This window comes from Endozoicomonas sp. Mp262 (genome assembly GCF_025643335.1).
Lineage (GTDB): Bacteria > Pseudomonadota > Gammaproteobacteria > Pseudomonadales > Endozoicomonadaceae > Endonucleibacter.
Genome location: NZ_CP092489.1, coordinates 2,499,279 through 2,515,149, shown reverse-complemented (window position 1 = coordinate 2,515,149; position 15,871 = coordinate 2,499,279). Strand labels below are relative to the sequence as shown.

Sequence of the window (15,871 nt, the reverse complement as noted above, 5' to 3'; positions counted from 1 at the left end):
TAAAACCTGAATCCGTGAGTTCACTGTAGCCCAACTCCTCTGGATCAACCACAAAACGTAAGTTCCAAGTTAAAATGCACCCACTCTAATTTTCACCACCTGGGTGCATTTTTGTGAAACTGAAAATTGAACAATCACAGACGGAATTTTATACACCGGTCGCAGGGCTTTATTTCGTTGGTCATGCACTCAACAAAAAGACAGCGTTAAGCAAATCCCTGCGCAAAATAAAAAAAAGGCACCGTATCACTCATATCGACCTGATCAGAGCTTACTGCGGCCAACTGGCTCAGGGTAAAAGTGATTTTGATAATGTTGATAATAACCGGGATAACGACTGGTTCCGGTTGGCAATGGGCATTAAACAAATGCCTTCAGCCAGCCGCTTAAGACAGCGTTTCAATGAAGATGCCGCCCAACTGATTCCTTTCATCGAGGACAGCCTTACCGATGTCCTGGTTAATCTTCAGGTGCCCGTCACACCCCTTCCGAAAAAACTCGATAAGAAGCAGCACATACCACTGGATATCGACGTATTCCCTATGGATAACAGCAATACCAAAAAGGAGGGGGTCGAGTACACGTATAAAAAATTCTTTGGTTATGCCCCTATTGCCGCTTACTTTGGCTGCGAAGGCTGGTGCCTGGGATGTGAATTACGCCCAGGCTCTCAGCACTCCCAGAATGATTTTATTGGCTTTTTACAAGCAGTGCTGCACCGCAGCCGACGTTTGACCCGAGCGCCTATTCTGGTTCGCCTTGATAGTGGCCACGATGCTGAGGAATCGCGCCGGGAAATCGCCGGGTTCAAAGGTGTGAATCACATTATCAAGCTCAACCCAAGAAAGTATCACACCAAGGAACACTGGCTCCCCATTTTTGAAGAAAAGCAAGTCAAATGGGAGGAGTCGCGTCCAGGAAAGAGTTATGCGACACTCTCAACCGTCTATGAAACCAACTATGGTAACCAGCGTCTGATTATTCGCATTATCAAGCGTACCACTGATACTGTAGGGCAGAGATTTCTGACACCCGATTATGAGCTGGAAGGATGGTGGACAACACTCAGCGAAGCTGACTACAGCGATGATCAGATCATTAATCTTTATGAGGATCATGCGACCAGCGAGCAGTTTCACAGTGAGTTGAAGACTGATATGGATTTAGAGCGCCTGCCTTCAGGCAAGTTTGACACCAACGACCTGGTGATGTGTTTGGGTGCACTGGTCTATAACATTCTGCGCTACATGGGGCAGAGTTGCTTGCTCGGGCCAGATGCGCCGGTACGTCATAAAGCCAAACGACGCCGGTTAAAAACCGTGATACAGGAACTCATCTACCTGGCTGCCCGTCTTCTGAAAAAAGGACATCAATACCGGCTACGCTTTGGTCGTTACTGTCCTGGTTTCAGGTCTTTCCATCAATTAATAAGCCAGCATGCACTTTGTTGATTGAATAGCGAGATAGAAAAAAATGCCATAAATGAGAAAGTACTGTATTGATAACGGTAGGGCTTCTTTCAACCTGTCTTCAAGTTTGATGATATTTTGATCAGCATTTATGCTTAAAAACGACATAAAAACACTTCAATCAATAACCCGAGTTATTTTCAAAGGAAAAAATTAATCAGCACATTTTCAAAACTGCCGGGCAAATCAAGAAATCACGGATTCAGGTAAAACTAAAGGCGCTGTTATTAATTACAAAAAAACAGGTCAAAAATATAGAGATATTTTATTGACTACTGTCAACTAATAGAGAGGGCTGTGACTTGCGTCAGGTCATCACTCTCTCTATCTCCCACTGATAGCCTTCCAGCACTGATTCGCCCGGCATGAAATGACTTCATCCGGGAGCCTGCCCAGTCGAAGTAATTCAGCAACGGAATCGGATAATTCTAGGGGCAGTTGAGGTTTTATCATGCGCTCACGATAAAACCTCAACAGCCCCTATTCACAGCTGCGAGGAAGTCATGAGTATTAACGACATTATCCTGTATATCATGGTGGGGTTTATGGTGCTGGGTGCCGTAGACAAAATACTGGGAAACCGCTGGGGCTACGGAGAAAAGTTTGAAGAAGGCTTTATGGCTATGGGGGCTTTGGCCCTGGCCATGATTGGTGTGGTCTCTCTTGCTCCCGTACTTAACACTGTACTCAGCCCCATTGTCTCCCCCCTTTATGAAGCCCTGGGGGCAGACCCTGCCATGTTTGCAGGCACCCTGCTGGCGAACGATATGGGAGGCTACCCACTGGCTATGGCCATGACTGAAAATGAGGCCGTTGCTAACTTCTCCGGCTTGATTCTGGGTGCCATGATGGGGCCAACCCTTGTTTTTACCATTCCTGTAGCCCTGGGCACTATCAATAAAAATGATACCCAATACCTGGCCCGTGGCGTTTTGATTGGTTTAACCACTGTGCCCGTTGGCTGCTTCGCCGGTGGACTGATTGCCGGTTATGACCTTGGTATGGTTATTATTAACCTGTTGCCTATTGTGATTGTTGCCGGTGCCATTGCCCTGGGATTGAAGCTGGCACCCAACAAGATGATCAGTGGCTTTGAAATCTTTGGTAAGGGCGTTGTGATAGTTATCACTGTTGGTCTGGCAGCCATTGTTATCGAAACCCTCACAGGTTTAGTCATTATTCCCGGCATGGCACCTATCTCTGATGGTATTGAAATTGTTGGCGCCATTTCCATGGTGCTGGCCGGTGCCTTTCCCATGGTTCACTTTATTACCACCCAACTGAATAAGCCACTGATGGCCCTTGGCCGCGCCATGGGTATGGGGGAAACAGCGGCAGCAGGTCTGGTTGCTACCCTGGCTAACAACATTGCCATGTTCAATATCCTGAAAAATATGGATAACCGCGGTAAGGTCATCAACGTGGCTTTTGCTGTCAGCGCCTCATTTGCCCTTGGCGACCATCTTGGCTTCACTGCCGCGGTTAACAGTGACATGATCTCAGCCATGGTGGCAGGTAAGCTTATTGGTGGTATCTCTGCACTGATTATTGCCATTCTGGTTACACGGGATATGTCTGAAGAGCAAAACAATGATGCGTGAAGAAATCCTCAGTGCCGGTATTGATATCGGCACTTCCACCACACAGTTGGTTTTTACCCGGCTTACTCTGGAGAATGTCTCTCCCGGAGCCATGATTCCAAAAGTTGAAATTGTTGGGCGGGAAGTGATTTATCGTAGTGACGTTTACTTCACGCCCCTACTATCCCCCACCCTGATCGATGCCGAGAACGTTCGGAAACTGGTGCAATCAGAATTCCAAAAGTCAGGTATTCAGGCCAGGGATATCGACACCGGTGCAGTTATCATTACGGGTGAAACCGCAAGAAAGGACAATGCCAGACAGGTGGCTGATGCCTTAAGTGAATTAGCCGGAGACTTTGTTGTGGCCACCGCCGGCCCAGACCTGGAAAGCATTATTTCCGGAAAAGGGGCCGGTGCAGCCAGGCAGTCTTTTAACAAAAACAGTATTGTTATTAATCTGGATATTGGTGGTGGCACCACTAATATCGCTGCTTATGACGTGGGCGAGGTGCTGGATACCACCTGTCTGGATATCGGTGGCCGCCTGATTAAATTTGAGAACGGTGGAACAGAAGTCACTTACATTTCTGATAAATGGCAGGAGATAACCCGAAGAATGGGAATCCCTATCAGTGTTGGCGATCAGTTAAGTTTCAGCACCATTAACCGCATTGTTAACCGAATGGTGGAAATTCTGGAGGAGGTGGTGGGACTGAGAACCACCACAGAAGATCTCGCATTTATCATAGGTCGGGGAACCCATGACTTACGCCGCAATTACCCACTGGACCAGATTTGCTTTTCCGGTGGCGTGGCTGTTCATGTATATGATCAGGAACCCCAGGCATCAGACTTTCAATACGGCGATTTGGGGGTATTGTTAGGTCGGGCAATCCGCAGGTCATCCCTTTTTAATAGCCTGCCAGTTTTTAATGCCCTGGAAACCATTCGGGCCACGGTGATTGGTGCCGGTTCCCATGCCACAGATATCAGTGGCAGCACTATCAATTTCTCCCGTGATGTTTTCCCTATTAAAAATGTACCGGTATTAAGGCTCTCCAGAAAAGATGAAGCTTTGGCTGATGACTCTCTGGCAAATATGATCCGGGAAAAGCTATCCTGGTTTAACCTGGAAACAGGTTCCCAGCATGTAGCCCTGGCACTTAAAGGACAAAGGAACCCTGACTTCCAATATGTTCAGGAACTGGCTGAGATCATTATTCAGGGGATGAAGGCCATGATTGACCTGCCACAGCCTTTGATTGTTATTGTGGAAGAGGATTTTGGCAAGGTACTGGGCCAAAGCATCGAAGCAAAACTGAAATACACCAAGGATGTTATCTGCATTGATAGTATCGCCGTCAAAGAGGGTGACTATATCGATATCGGTAAACCGCTGGCTGATGGTAAAGTTTTGCCTGTTATTGTCAAAACCCTTGTTTTTGGTTACTGAGGTTCAATCAATGTCTGAGCAGGAATATAACCGACTTTCAAAAATCTATACTCGCACAGGCGATAAAGGCACTACCGGGCTTGGAGACGGTCGTCGTGTATCGAAAACCCATGCTCGCATCGAGGCCATTGGTGCGGTGGATGAGTTGAATAGCTGGATGGGACTGCTCATCAATGAACTAAAAGATGCCCAAATTATGCGCCACCGGCTTCAGAAACCACTGGAAACTATTCAGCACCGGCTTTTTGATCTGGGTGGAGAGCTTGCAATGCCCGGCTATCAACTGATTCAGGAAGCATTTGTGACTGACTTGGAAAACACCCTGGATGAATTCAATCAACACCTTCCTCCTCTGAAAAACTTTGTGTTACCCGGAGGCTCCCGACTAGCCTGCTACTGTCATATGGCCCGTAGTGTTTCCCGCAGGGCAGAAAGGCAGGTTATTGCCGCTAAAGAGTCTGGTGAAATGATTAACAGCCCACTGATGCAATACCTTAATCGCCTGTCAGACCTTCTGTTTGTTTTGGCCCGGGTAGCCGCAAGAAAATCCGGTGGAGAGGTGCTCTGGCAACAGTCCGGGAAACAGCAGGTTGATAATTAATCCCGATTAAAAAAGGGCTCTGCTGGCAGAACCCTTGTTAAACAATGCTAGTCTGAATCAGGTAGCACGATTAAAGGTAACTACATCAAAATCCTGAGGTGCTACAACAGGTAGCTCATTGGAAATATAGTCAATGACTGCCTGGGCATCGGTATTACAACGAATATTTTCAGCCTTACAGGTAGGAGCTTCTCCCTCGTAGTTTACCTTATACTTGCCATTCACCTTTTCAATATTTTTTACTTTAAAGCCAGTCAGCTCACCGTCTACATAAACCAGGTCGATACGGTCAGTGCTCTCTTTTTGAGCTTCAAACAGTGGTGTCCAGCCATCATTACCGGTGGCGTTATAGTTGCTCATGGCAACATTGTAAACCTTGTTGTCTTCCAGAGGAGTCCACACTGGGCTTTCTTTTGTACCGGTCATTACTTCAACAAAATCCAGCTTACCTGCTTTATGAGGTACTGTTTCAGTGAACTGATAACGGAGATTGCCGCCATAAGGGAACTTACCTGCATGGGCACCTTCAGGCAAAGTGGCAGAAACAGTTTGCTCAAGCAACTTTTTAATCACAGCCCCTTTCACAGGGACTACTGACATATAGTTAGAGAATGGTAACATTTCCAGGGAGACATTACCTTCCCGATACTTTCCAGCCTCAATATTGGTCCTGACACCACCCGCTCCTACCAGAGCGAAATCCACATCCAGGCCAGTTACTTCCTTTACTTCATCACTGTTAGCCCAGAAATACTGACCTTCTGCAATGATAGGCGCTACATCTGAACCATGAACATCAGTTCCCTTGTCACCTGGACGTCGGGCATGGTTGATATCCTGGGGAACCTGGGCAATGACACGACCATAGGCCTCAACCACTGCTGGTTTGTATTTAGTATCAATGGTTTTACGCATTGCGTCGTTTTCTTCAGTGATGGTGATATTATCTTCACCATCAATAAATTTAACGACCTTATTCGTTTCATCCTGATTAAACTTGCTAGCTACTTCCCGTTTTGGTGAGTGGTAATACTCATCATTAGTCAGCATGGTGTTAAGCCCCTCACAGGCTTCAACCTGTCCCTTGGCATCGAAGGTGACATTAACCTGACCAATAGCCTGGGCATATTGCCCTGCCTGAACAACACAGGTTCCAGTATTGTTATTAGGGTTCTTCACCATTTGGGCATAGATGCCATTATCGGTATGTCCAATATTAGTAAAGTCACCCAGCAGAGTATGGGAGTGACCACCAACAATCAGGTCAATTCCATTAACCTTGGATGCAACATCCAGGTCAACTGCATTACCAATGTGGGTCACTGCCACTATGTTATGGATACCTTTAGATTCCAGCAGATCAACCGTTTTCTGGGCAGATTCCACCATATCGAAGAACTGTACCTGGCCAGTATTCGGTGCAATATCAGGCATATCATCCAGGGCAATACCGAACACTGCAACGATGTCTTTGCCCGCTGGCAGATTATCTATATCCTCAACCACCGTCTTTTTATTGCCATCGAAGGCATAGACTATAAATGGCTTGATATTTGTCTGGTCTTTAAGATCTTTATCTTTACTGGTATCAATGTTGGCAGCCAGAACCGGGAAATTAATGCCGCTGATAAACTTGTTTAGTTTGGCATTGTTCAGGTCAAACTCATGGTTACCCAATGCCATGGCATCCAGCCCCATTTTGCTCAGCAAGTCAGCATTCATCGCCCCCTGGTTAAGCTTAAAGTAAGCAGTACCCTGCCAGGCGTCCCCACCATGCAAGAACAGGAAGCTGCGGTTCTGTTCATGGGCTGCCGACTTATACTTATCCGCCATGGTTTGCAGGCGAGGGAAACCTCCAAACTCATTGAAAACCGTTATTCCTTTGGCGTTAAAGCTGGACAGGACAGGATCAAAATTGGAGTGGGTATCGTTGATATGGGCAACGGTAAGGGTAAATGACTGCTCAGGCTGGGTATCTTTTTGAGCACAACCCACAAGTGCTAGCGCGGCAATTATTGCAGCTAGAGGTTTTATGGTCATAGGTGTTTAAACTATTAAATTTTTGAAGCGATGCCTTACGGCACCTGAGGCCAGGGCACTATAGCCAAGATCAGAGAACCAGGCAATTGTGGCAAACTCTGCATTAATATACCACTTGTTATCAACCGTTATCAGATAGAACAATTTAATGGCACTCTTCAGGCCAGACTTGCTCCCAGCATCCCGGGGCTTCTTCCCTAAAGCCCTATGCTGAGTTAAACCACTACAAGAACCCTTTTGCCATTTCCCCCACTTCAGGGTGCGTCAGGTATTTCGAGAATTGTTTCATAGCATATTCAGGCCCATAAGCCATCACCAACACAGGCGTGTTGGTATGAGTGCCGGTGCCCCAAACAACATACTGCTGTTCCGCCAGAACATGCCCCATCAGATTCCAGTGAGTTTCATCACCATAAACATAGAAAGAATCAAACAGGCTCTTGACCGCAGGCCAGGTTTTAGCCCCAAGATAACTATGCCCTTCTACATAAAAGCGGTTTCCTGTACGCTCCATGGCTCGAGCAGCCATCTCTTCTGTAACCTCAAAATCATGATGCTGCTCCATCATATCAGCCAGTCTTTTAGGCGTTTGCTCTGCTTTTGGTAAAGACTGGAAGTCCCCCCAGATATTTTTGTTGCTACGGCTCTGGGCGAAAATACGATCAAGCAATGTTAAGTCAGCAAAATTAAACATGGGTTGATAGGGCTCATCCCCAAAACCTGGCTCTGGTAGGGACACCTTTTCAGGCACATCTTTCATGCTGTAACTGAAACCAAATGACCCCGTTTCATGGTCGGCAGTCACAATAACCAGTGTGTCATCACGTTTCTGAGCCCAGTCAAGCACATAATCAATAGCATCATCGAACTTAACCAGATCATGAAGCATGGCACCCACATCGTTTTCATGCCCCGCCCAGTCGATCTGGCCACCCTCGACCATTAAAAAAAATCCTTCCTCTTTTTTGGATAATACATCCAGAGCTTTTTCGGTCATTTCCCTCAAAGTCGGTTCTGTACGCTCCGGGTTATTTTTGGTGGCATTATAGGCAATCCCATCCATCATTCCGGAATTGGCAAAAAGTCCCAGCAGTTTATCTCCTTTTGCAGCATTCATCTGTTCAAGATTAAATGCCAGCTCAAATCCGGACTGTTTTGCAGTATCAAGAAGATTAAGGTTATCTTTGCGCTTGGAGCTCAGGCTAAAACTATTGCCTGTTTGCTGAACCAGCTGATCATAAACTTTGTCTTTATCATTAACTGCCGCAGGAATAAAGTGACGAAGCCCTCCAGATAACATCACATCCGGTGCAATCCGGATCATATCTTCAGCAATCTCATTTTCCATACTGCGATGGGAGCGATGTGCTGCAAAAGAAGCCGGTGTAGCATGGGTTAACCGGGTATCCGATACCAGGCCCGTTGCCTTACCCAGCACTTTGGCTCGCTCAAGTATGGTTTCCAGATGCTCTCCCTCTGAACCAACACCAATGACCTCACTCAAGGTTGGATAACCTGTTGCCAGCTGGGTTGCCGAACAGGCTGAATCAACAACAATTTTATCTTTCGGGCCGGTATTTGATATCCCCAACACCCCTTGTTCTATAATCCGCTCAATAGCGGTAGGTTTTCCTGCATAAATAGAATTAGGTGCCCGGCGTGCATAAGTTTCCAGCAGCCCCACCTGCTGAGGCCCCATGCCATCACCGATCATCATAATAACGTTTTTGACCTTTTTTGGCGTCTTCTCCACCACCGGTGTTTCAGACTCCTGAGTCAAACCACTACACCCAGACAAAAAAAGGGCAGTACTAGCCATTAAGGCCACCGCCAACTTTCCAGGTTTCATTCCACACCCCTCACTACAGCGTACATGTTATACCAATCAAACCCGATATATTTATTTGCCTTATGTCTTTTATTTTATTATTTAAATATTACAGATAGGTTTAGATAAAAATGACCATAAAAGAAACACTGACTGTTTTCTCTACTACAGAAAAAACAGTCAATAAAAAGATCAGAGCAACTTCTGGAAAAACTCTTTAGAGGGAGAAGGAATCACTGTTTTTGCAATGAGCATTCCAGCTTCACTGGCTGCCATTACCCCTGAATCCACTGCTGCATTTACAGCTGATAATTCACCGGTCATCACAATAAAGGATTTCCCTCCAATCGCCATGGCCAGACGAACCTCAATCATTTTTACATCAGCCGCCTTAGCCGCCGCATCTGCGGCAATAACGGCAGACGCAACACTAAAGAATTCCAGCACCCCAACGGAATTAACCTGACTGATATCATTGGAGCCGCTTAACCCTGCCAATAACTCTTCATGGATATTGGCTATCAGTAACCGATCCACAATCGTCTGGCGCCCAATCTCCTCTCCTGCCTCAACAGAAGCCCTCACCGCAGCCACATCACCAGAGACAATGATCAGGTATTTTCCCGGACAAATGGTTTTGGCTTCTTCCAAACGGATATCCGCTGCCTTGGTCATGGCATCAGCCGCTTCGATACCCTTCGCAATACTGGTAAATTCCAGCAATCCCAATGCTTTACTCATGATCCTTGACTCCGGGCAATGACAACCTGGTTGTCGCTAACTTCTGTGACCCGACCGCTGATGCTTGCGTGAATCATCGCCCCGAGTTTACCTTCGGGTATCTCACCAATCAGTTGACCTTTACTGATCACGTCACCCACTTTCACAACAGGCTGACTGCCAGCTCCAATATGTTGCCACATAGAAATACAGACTCTGTCGCTGCTAACTTCGCGGAATTCTTTGAGTGGCTGGTGATCGTACTTATTTAAATCCAGACGGGAAATCAGCCGTGCCGGCGGTACTTTCCGGAACTCCCTGCCATCACGGGCAATCACCTCACTGTCATCATGCTGATAACGAATCCCTTTTTCCCTTAACTTACCGGCAATATAAAAATTAACCTGGCGGGGAGAAATTCCCATGGGGCAGGAATACATTTCACACACACCGCAACCACAACAGAGCAGGGCCTCATGATGGGACTCATTAAAATCCTCTGCATACTTCACTGCCTTCATCATTTTATGGGGGTGCAAAGGGTGCCCAATCAGATATCTTGGGCATTGCTCGGTACAAAACCCACACTGAATACAGGCCCTGGCCCTGTTTAACATCTGTATCTCGGTTTCTTTGGCGCGGGTCACCAGGTAATGATCTGAAGGGATAACAATTAGCGCACCATCGGTTTTGGTAATGCTCATCCCAGGCTGCTGACTCTGGTCAATCATACCCCCCATCATTGGCCCACCCCGGATAATGCAGAAGTCACTGATAGTTGTGCCACCAGCCGCCTCAAGACAGGTGTCAAATGATGTACCAACGGGCACTTTTATCACCCGGGGTTCCCTGACCTCTCCCAAAATAGAAACGTATTTTTCAATAACCGGAATATTCTGGCTGGCTTCAAAAACATTGATCATGGTCATCACATTGGAAACCACACAGCCAACATTCAAAGGAATGCCTCCGGGAGGCACAGAGCGGCCCGTTACTTCAAAGACCGTCATCTGTTCATCCCCGGCGGGATAGAAATTCTGGAGGTCATGAATGGCTATATCCGCATCCAGCTGGCTGATTGCATCTTCCAGACAACGAACTTCGCGAATATACTTACCTTTAACGGCTATCACCGCCTTTTGTGCCTTCACCTGAGCCTTCGCCAGTAGAATACCTGCAACCAGCTCCATTGCCCGTTCACGCATAAGAAACTGATCTGTCTGCAGTAACGGCTCACACTCTGCAGCATTGATAATCAGGTATTCCGCTTCAGCATTCAGCTTGACATGGGTTGGGAAGCCAGCACCACCAGCCCCCACCACACCTGCCTGGCGGACAAGTTCGACTAAATCCATAGCATTCTCTGGATGCATAAAAAATATGAATGGATAGTAGCGATTCTCAAAAAAGAGGCCGTTGCATCAGGTCAATATCAGGACCATACACCATTTTGACCTAAATCAATTTTTCGTACATAAATGAATTATCCGCTCTTTCATTAAAGGCCTTTATAAATTGTTTTGTTTTTTGTTCCCGCCGGTGCTCTGGTAAAAACATGTCACTGTCATCACAATCAACAGGTTCTGCGTATATAATGGGCAATTTCAAACCTCTTAATGAAAAATGCATTGCCTGTCCCAAGTTATCCAACTCATTGTTCCAGTAAACTAATTCCTGACTAGAACCAGATCATTATTCATACAAATAAAGTCTTTTGCCAAGGGTGTGAGAATAGTTTTCTGACCAAGCTGCAACTGTCGATATCCTTTTTCGTAACAGGCTCGCAGATCCTTTTCGCCAACAACCCGCTGTTCCATAATATGAAGGTTATTGTTGATAGCTTTTCTTGGTGATGGCGCTTTCACTTCATATATAGTTTCACTAACCGGTTTATTAGGTTCACTTTCAGCGCCATTATTTTCTGATAGAACTGATTTAAGGTTTGTCAGTGACACTACCTTCATACCAAACGAACACAGTATTTCTTCTTTCTGCTCAAATAGCCGGTAAAAAGCTGGTTTAGCGGTATCGCAATAACGATGGTAATCAATGCCTTCTTCCAGGATGTGTATCGTCTTACCCAATAATAAAGAGTGCACAATAATGCAACCGTCATTGCCACGCTCAAGCCCAGCAGCCAGCGCTGATAATAAACTATTGGGCAAACATCCCAGGATAATGTAATCATAATCCGCTGGGTCTAATGTATCTTCCCTGTCAACTGAGAAAGTTAAAGAAAAACAGTTTCCCAGTCGCATTGTTAATTGTTCACGCTGAGCACAGTCACCCACAACTAATACAGACTCTTTTGTTGCAGGACTGATACTTTCTTTTTTATAGGTCAGCAACTGCTCCATGACACGACGGGCAATTAACTCCACCAATTCATCGGTATTCATTCTGTGCTTCCTCCATGGTCTTATGTGTCGATCAGGAAATTAATTCACCTTTGGCACCAGCAGGCAGGCTAATGGCATTGGCCTCATCAAAATCGATATGCATTGCCAGGGAGAAACTGTCTTTCACCCGCACCAGTACCTTGTGAAAAGTTACCGGACGATCGGTTTCAACCTTTACATCCACTTCCTGCTTATCGCAGACCCCTAAACGGGCAGCATCACTGCGGGTCATATGAATATGGTTGCGGGCAATAATGACACCCTTTTCCAGTTGCACCATGCCTTTACCAGAGTGCAAGAAAAGCCCCGGACTATCCTCAATATCTCCTGATTCTTTCAGGGGAGCCTTAACACCCAACTGGCGAGCATCAGTCCGGGAAACTTCCACCTGACTTTCAGGACGGACAGGTCCCAGTACCGCCACATGATTAAAGGTGCCTTTTGAGCCAATAACTGTCACTCGCTCTTCACAAAGAAACTGACCCGGCTGGGATAACTCCCTTTTGGGTGTCAGCTGATGACCTTTGCCAAACAAGGCATCAACATCCCGCTGACATAAATGCACATGTCTGGCAGAAGACTCTATGGGAATTTCTTTTTTGCCAGACTGTACTGTGCACTCAATAATGACCTGATCAATAATCTGTTTCAGAACATCTTCACTAATACTGATTCCAGCCATGCTGTTCACAACCACCTCACACTCAAGCAAGACAAGAAAAGCCGGGGTTTGTGTCCGGCTTTTTCATACTGGTAAAGCCGGGATCACTCGGCTTTAGCCTGAGGCAGAATCACTTCCACTTCACTGTGTGGACGTGGAATCACATGCACAGAAACCAGTTCACCCACACGTTCAGCCGCGGCAGCGCCCGCATCAGTGGCTGCCTTTACGGCACCCACATCACCACGTACCATGATGGTGACCAGGCCGCTACCAATTTGTTCTTTGCCAACCAGTGTCACGTTTGCAGCTTTTACCATCGCGTCAGCGGCTTCAATCGCACCAACCAGACCTTTAGTTTCAACCATTCCCAAGGCATTAGAGATAGCCATTGTTTTTTACTCCCAGTGGTCTTCCTTCAATTTGGAAAGAAGCTATTAATTTGAAAATTGAATTAAGCTAAAGTGCTTTTAATCGTTCAATCACGAGTCGAGTGATGGCTTCGATATCCAGATTTGTCACACCCGCAACAGCCGTAGAAGTTTCTACGACAGGAGCCTGGGGTTCACAAATGCCATAAGCCACATAACGCTTATTAAACAGATGCAGTGGTGTCACATTATCAGAGGTTGCAGAACCACCTATACTGCCACAACCCAAAGTAAATGCCGGAGGCAGGGCGGTAGTAGCACCCACTGCACCGTGAGTCGATGGTGTGTTAACCACCAGGCGTGAAACAGGCTTTTTCAGGGCAAATTCACGAACCAGGCTGTCATTTTGGGTATGAATGGCCAGGGAGTGCCCGGCACCTTCATAATTCAACAGTTCCAGGCAGAGTTCACAGGCATCATGGGCGTCGGCTGTTCGATAAAAGCCCAGTAACGGTGATAGCTTTTCCCAGGAGAACGGATACTTTTTACCGATATTATCCCGTCCTTGCTCACCTACCAGCACACGGGTTGTATCAGGAACAGTAACGCCTGCCATTCGTGCTATTTCAATAGCAGGCTTACCCACAATGCTGGCATTCAGGGTTCCCCGAGGGCCAACAATCACCTTCTCAACCCTGGTGATTTCGGATTCATTCAGAAAGTAACTACCCTGGGCAATCATTTCTGCTTTCACCTGATCTGCAATAGCATGCTCTGTCACCACATGCTGCTCGGAAGCACAGACAGTACCGTTATCAAAGGTTTTACTCATTAAGATGTACGACACTGATTTTTTAATATCAGCGGTACGCTCTATAAATGCCGGAACATTTCCTGGCCCTACACCCAGCGCCGGATTACCAGAGCTATAGGCGGCCTTGACCATGGCTGAACCACCGGTGGCCAGAATGATGCCAATACCGGCATTTTTCATTAACTCGCTGGTGCCTTCCAGGGTCGGCGTGCTCATTACAGAAACCAGATCTGCCGGAGCCCCCAGGCTTTGCAGTGCTTCCCGTAACAGTCGTACCGTTTCAGCAATACACTTCAATGCTGATGGGTGGGGGCTTATCACCACGGCATTACCGGCTTTGATAGAGATAATGGCTTTATAGATTGTCGTTGATGTAGGGTTAGTGGATGGCACCAAACCAGCCACTACGCCAAAAGGAACGGCAACTTCCTGGATTTTTTTAACAGGGTCATCCGCAATCACACCAATGGTTTTTAAATCACGAACAGAATCAGCCAGTTTTTTACTGGCAATGATGTTTTTGGTGATCTTATCCTGAACCTTGCCAAAGCCTGTTTCTGCCACGGCCATTTCTGCCAGATGGCTGGCACTGTTTTCACCCGTTTTCGCCATGGCTTCAACCAAGGCATCTACCTGGGCCTGGCTATAGTCCGCCAGAACCCGCTGGGCCTCTTTAGCTTTGTGAATCAGATTCCTTACGTCCTGAATGGAAACAAGGTCTTTATCGAGAAGTTCCAATGGTCTTCACCCTCTCGTAATATGCAATAATTGCCTGAATCAGCTCTTTCTTACGGGCGAATTTGATCTGCTGTTTGCTCATATCAAATCCCTGAAGCTGTCTGGCCATATTTCTTAACTCTACAGCCCTGTAACCCTGTAGCTCTTCCAGCGTAGGTGCGGAAACTGTATCGTCACTACTTTTGGAAATATCAGCGGGTACAGTCTCAGCATGCTTCGGAGCAATATCAGCCAGCATACTATCCAGCTCGTCTACAGGCCGGGCAATCACATGGCTGGAAACCACTGTACCCACCTTGTCCGCGGCCAGTGTTCCCGCTTCAATTGCCGCTTTGGCTGCCCCCACATCACCACGAATAATGATAGTAACCAGCCCGGCACCCACATTTTTAATCCCTACCAGGCTGACGTGCGCAGTTTTCAGACAAACATCCGCTGCTTCTACAGCCGGTAAATAGCCAAAGGTTTCAATAAACCCTGTGGCTTGCTGTCTATTCATTGCCTGAAACTCCACTACTCAGATTCAGAAATGCTTTGGGTTATCAGCCACAAACTTCACTGCATCAGCAAAGGCATCACAGGCGGCTTTACAGGCTGACTGGCTCCCCGTCAGCAAAGCACCGGCAAAATTGGTTTCTGATGGTGGTTCAAACAACTCACAAAGGGAAACATCTGCCGCTTTCATGGCAGCATCCAGGGCATACATGGCTTCCAGCGGTGGTGCAATGACGTAGGCTAGCGCCTCACCCTCCTTAACTCCTGCCATATCAGACAGGAAAGGGCCGGTGCGGGAAATACACTGGGCGTAATAGGCAATACTGTCGTCTTCATTGGCGCTATAGAACGCGTATTCATTTTCAATAATATCAATGGCAGCATTCAGGCCACTGCGAACCTCTGCCGGACTTGGCCCTGCCAGCATACCAATCACTTCCCCTGCCAGCTGGGTGTTGGCGTTAGCTGCACCACCGTAAAAGCTCTTACCCATGCAAACCTGGACTTCAGCATTTTTACAGGCTTCATCCAGGGCACAGTAAGTTACGTCATCACAGTCAGCGGTCAGAATACCCAGGCTTTTATAGCCCTTGGGCATGCCCAGTTTTTCTGCCATCCTGGCATCAACGTTGGGAATCATTTTTACAGCCAGGACACTGGCCCCCAGACGATCACCTTTCATTTTATTCTCCTGTTCAG

General features: G+C 46.9%; 13 protein-coding genes and 1 pseudogene. 4 read left to right on the top strand and 10 right to left on the bottom strand.

The genetic code is table 11. The annotated features are described in order from the left end of the window. Window positions 1–113: 113 nt before the first annotated feature. The 4 genes from MJ595_RS11130 to MJ595_RS11115 all read left to right on the top strand — a co-directional run bounded on the left by MJ595_RS11130 (window position 114) and on the right by MJ595_RS11115 (window position 5,106). Window positions 114–1,451: an IS1380 family transposase gene (locus MJ595_RS11130; RefSeq protein WP_263078015.1), complete on the top strand. Its 1,338-nt coding sequence runs from the start codon at window positions 114–116 to the stop codon at window positions 1,449–1,451. 521 nt (window positions 1,452–1,972) lie between these two features. Next, window positions 1,973–3,070, top strand: coding sequence for an ethanolamine utilization protein EutH (gene eutH, locus MJ595_RS11125; RefSeq protein WP_263322359.1), 1,098 nt, complete (start codon window positions 1,973–1,975; stop codon window positions 3,068–3,070). After that, a complete protein-coding gene (gene eutA / locus MJ595_RS11120) occupies window positions 3,060–4,505 on the top strand; it encodes an ethanolamine ammonia-lyase reactivating factor EutA (RefSeq protein WP_263322357.1) in 1,446 nt (481 codons plus the stop codon). The genes eutH and eutA overlap by 11 nt, the downstream gene beginning before the upstream one ends. Before the next feature lie 10 nt (window positions 4,506–4,515). Beyond that, window positions 4,516–5,106: a cob(I)yrinic acid a,c-diamide adenosyltransferase gene (locus MJ595_RS11115; RefSeq protein ID WP_263322356.1), complete on the top strand. Its 591-nt coding sequence runs from the start codon at window positions 4,516–4,518 to the stop codon at window positions 5,104–5,106. A 57-nt stretch (window positions 5,107–5,163) separates the two neighbouring features. Here the strand turns inward: MJ595_RS11115 and MJ595_RS11110 are convergent, their stop codons facing one another. From MJ595_RS11110 to eutL, 10 genes and pseudogenes are all read right to left on the bottom strand, one after another. Next, window positions 5,164–7,146: a 5'-nucleotidase C-terminal domain-containing protein gene (locus MJ595_RS11110; RefSeq protein ID WP_263322355.1), complete on the bottom strand. Its 1,983-nt coding sequence runs from the start codon at window positions 7,144–7,146 to the stop codon at window positions 5,164–5,166. A gap of 223 nt (window positions 7,147–7,369) precedes the next feature. After that, complete coding sequence (locus MJ595_RS11105; RefSeq protein ID WP_263322354.1) at window positions 7,370–8,995, bottom strand: alkaline phosphatase; 1,626 nt, start codon at window positions 8,993–8,995, stop codon at window positions 7,370–7,372. A 171-nt stretch (window positions 8,996–9,166) separates the two neighbouring features. Then, on the bottom strand, window positions 9,167–9,715 hold the full coding sequence (locus tag MJ595_RS11100; RefSeq protein WP_263322353.1) for a BMC domain-containing protein: 549 nt from the start codon (window positions 9,713–9,715) through the stop codon (window positions 9,167–9,169). Next, window positions 9,712–11,049: a 4Fe-4S dicluster domain-containing protein gene (locus MJ595_RS11095; protein ID WP_263322352.1), complete on the bottom strand. Its 1,338-nt coding sequence runs from the start codon at window positions 11,047–11,049 to the stop codon at window positions 9,712–9,714. Before MJ595_RS11095 ends, MJ595_RS11100 begins: the two co-directional genes overlap by 4 nt. A gap of 312 nt (window positions 11,050–11,361) precedes the next feature. Next, on the bottom strand, window positions 11,362–12,093 hold the full coding sequence (locus MJ595_RS11090; protein ID WP_263322351.1) for a hypothetical protein: 732 nt from the start codon (window positions 12,091–12,093) through the stop codon (window positions 11,362–11,364). Window positions 12,094–12,124: 31 nt separating this feature from the next. Further along, window positions 12,125–12,805 (bottom strand): phosphate propanoyltransferase, encoded by a 681-nt coding sequence (locus MJ595_RS11085; RefSeq protein ID WP_263322350.1) that lies wholly within the window; start codon window positions 12,803–12,805, stop codon window positions 12,125–12,127. A 53-nt stretch (window positions 12,806–12,858) separates the two neighbouring features. After that, window positions 12,859–13,146, bottom strand: coding sequence for an ethanolamine utilization microcompartment protein EutM (eutM, locus tag MJ595_RS11080; protein WP_263322349.1), 288 nt, complete (start codon window positions 13,144–13,146; stop codon window positions 12,859–12,861). Between the two features lie 67 nt (window positions 13,147–13,213). After that, on the bottom strand, window positions 13,214–14,677 hold the full coding sequence (locus tag MJ595_RS11075; protein WP_263322348.1) for an acetaldehyde dehydrogenase (acetylating): 1,464 nt from the start codon (window positions 14,675–14,677) through the stop codon (window positions 13,214–13,216). A gap of 232 nt (window positions 14,678–14,909) precedes the next feature. Further along, window positions 14,910–15,176, bottom strand: a pseudogene (locus tag MJ595_RS11070) (BMC domain-containing protein); the annotation flags it as partial. A 24-nt stretch (window positions 15,177–15,200) separates the two neighbouring features. Further along, entirely contained in the window at window positions 15,201–15,854 is a 654-nt protein-coding gene (gene eutL / locus MJ595_RS11065) for an ethanolamine utilization microcompartment protein EutL (RefSeq protein WP_263322347.1), read from the bottom strand. Between the last annotated feature and the right edge of the window lie 17 nt (window positions 15,855–15,871).

Coding starts and splice junctions, on each gene's coding strand:
- eutM (WP_263322349.1), bottom strand. CDS start 13,146: ATGGCTATCTCTAATGCCTTGGGAATGGTTGAAACTAAAGGTCTGGTT.
- MJ595_RS11105 (WP_263322354.1), bottom strand. CDS start 8,995: ATGAAACCTGGAAAGTTGGCGGTGGCCTTAATGGCTAGTACTGCCCTT.
- MJ595_RS11110 (WP_263322355.1), bottom strand. CDS start 7,146: ATGACCATAAAACCTCTAGCTGCAATAATTGCCGCGCTAGCACTTGTG.
- eutH (WP_263322359.1), top strand. CDS start 1,973: ATGAGTATTAACGACATTATCCTGTATATCATGGTGGGGTTTATGGTG.
- MJ595_RS11095 (WP_263322352.1), bottom strand. CDS start 11,049: ATGGATTTAGTCGAACTTGTCCGCCAGGCAGGTGTGGTGGGGGCTGGT.
- eutA (WP_263322357.1), top strand. CDS start 3,060: ATGATGCGTGAAGAAATCCTCAGTGCCGGTATTGATATCGGCACTTCC.
- MJ595_RS11090 (WP_263322351.1), bottom strand. CDS start 12,093: ATGAATACCGATGAATTGGTGGAGTTAATTGCCCGTCGTGTCATGGAG.
- MJ595_RS11115 (WP_263322356.1), top strand. CDS start 4,516: ATGTCTGAGCAGGAATATAACCGACTTTCAAAAATCTATACTCGCACA.
- eutL (WP_263322347.1), bottom strand. CDS start 15,854: ATGAAAGGTGATCGTCTGGGGGCCAGTGTCCTGGCTGTAAAAATGATT.
- MJ595_RS11100 (WP_263322353.1), bottom strand. CDS start 9,715: ATGAGTAAAGCATTGGGATTGCTGGAATTTACCAGTATTGCGAAGGGT.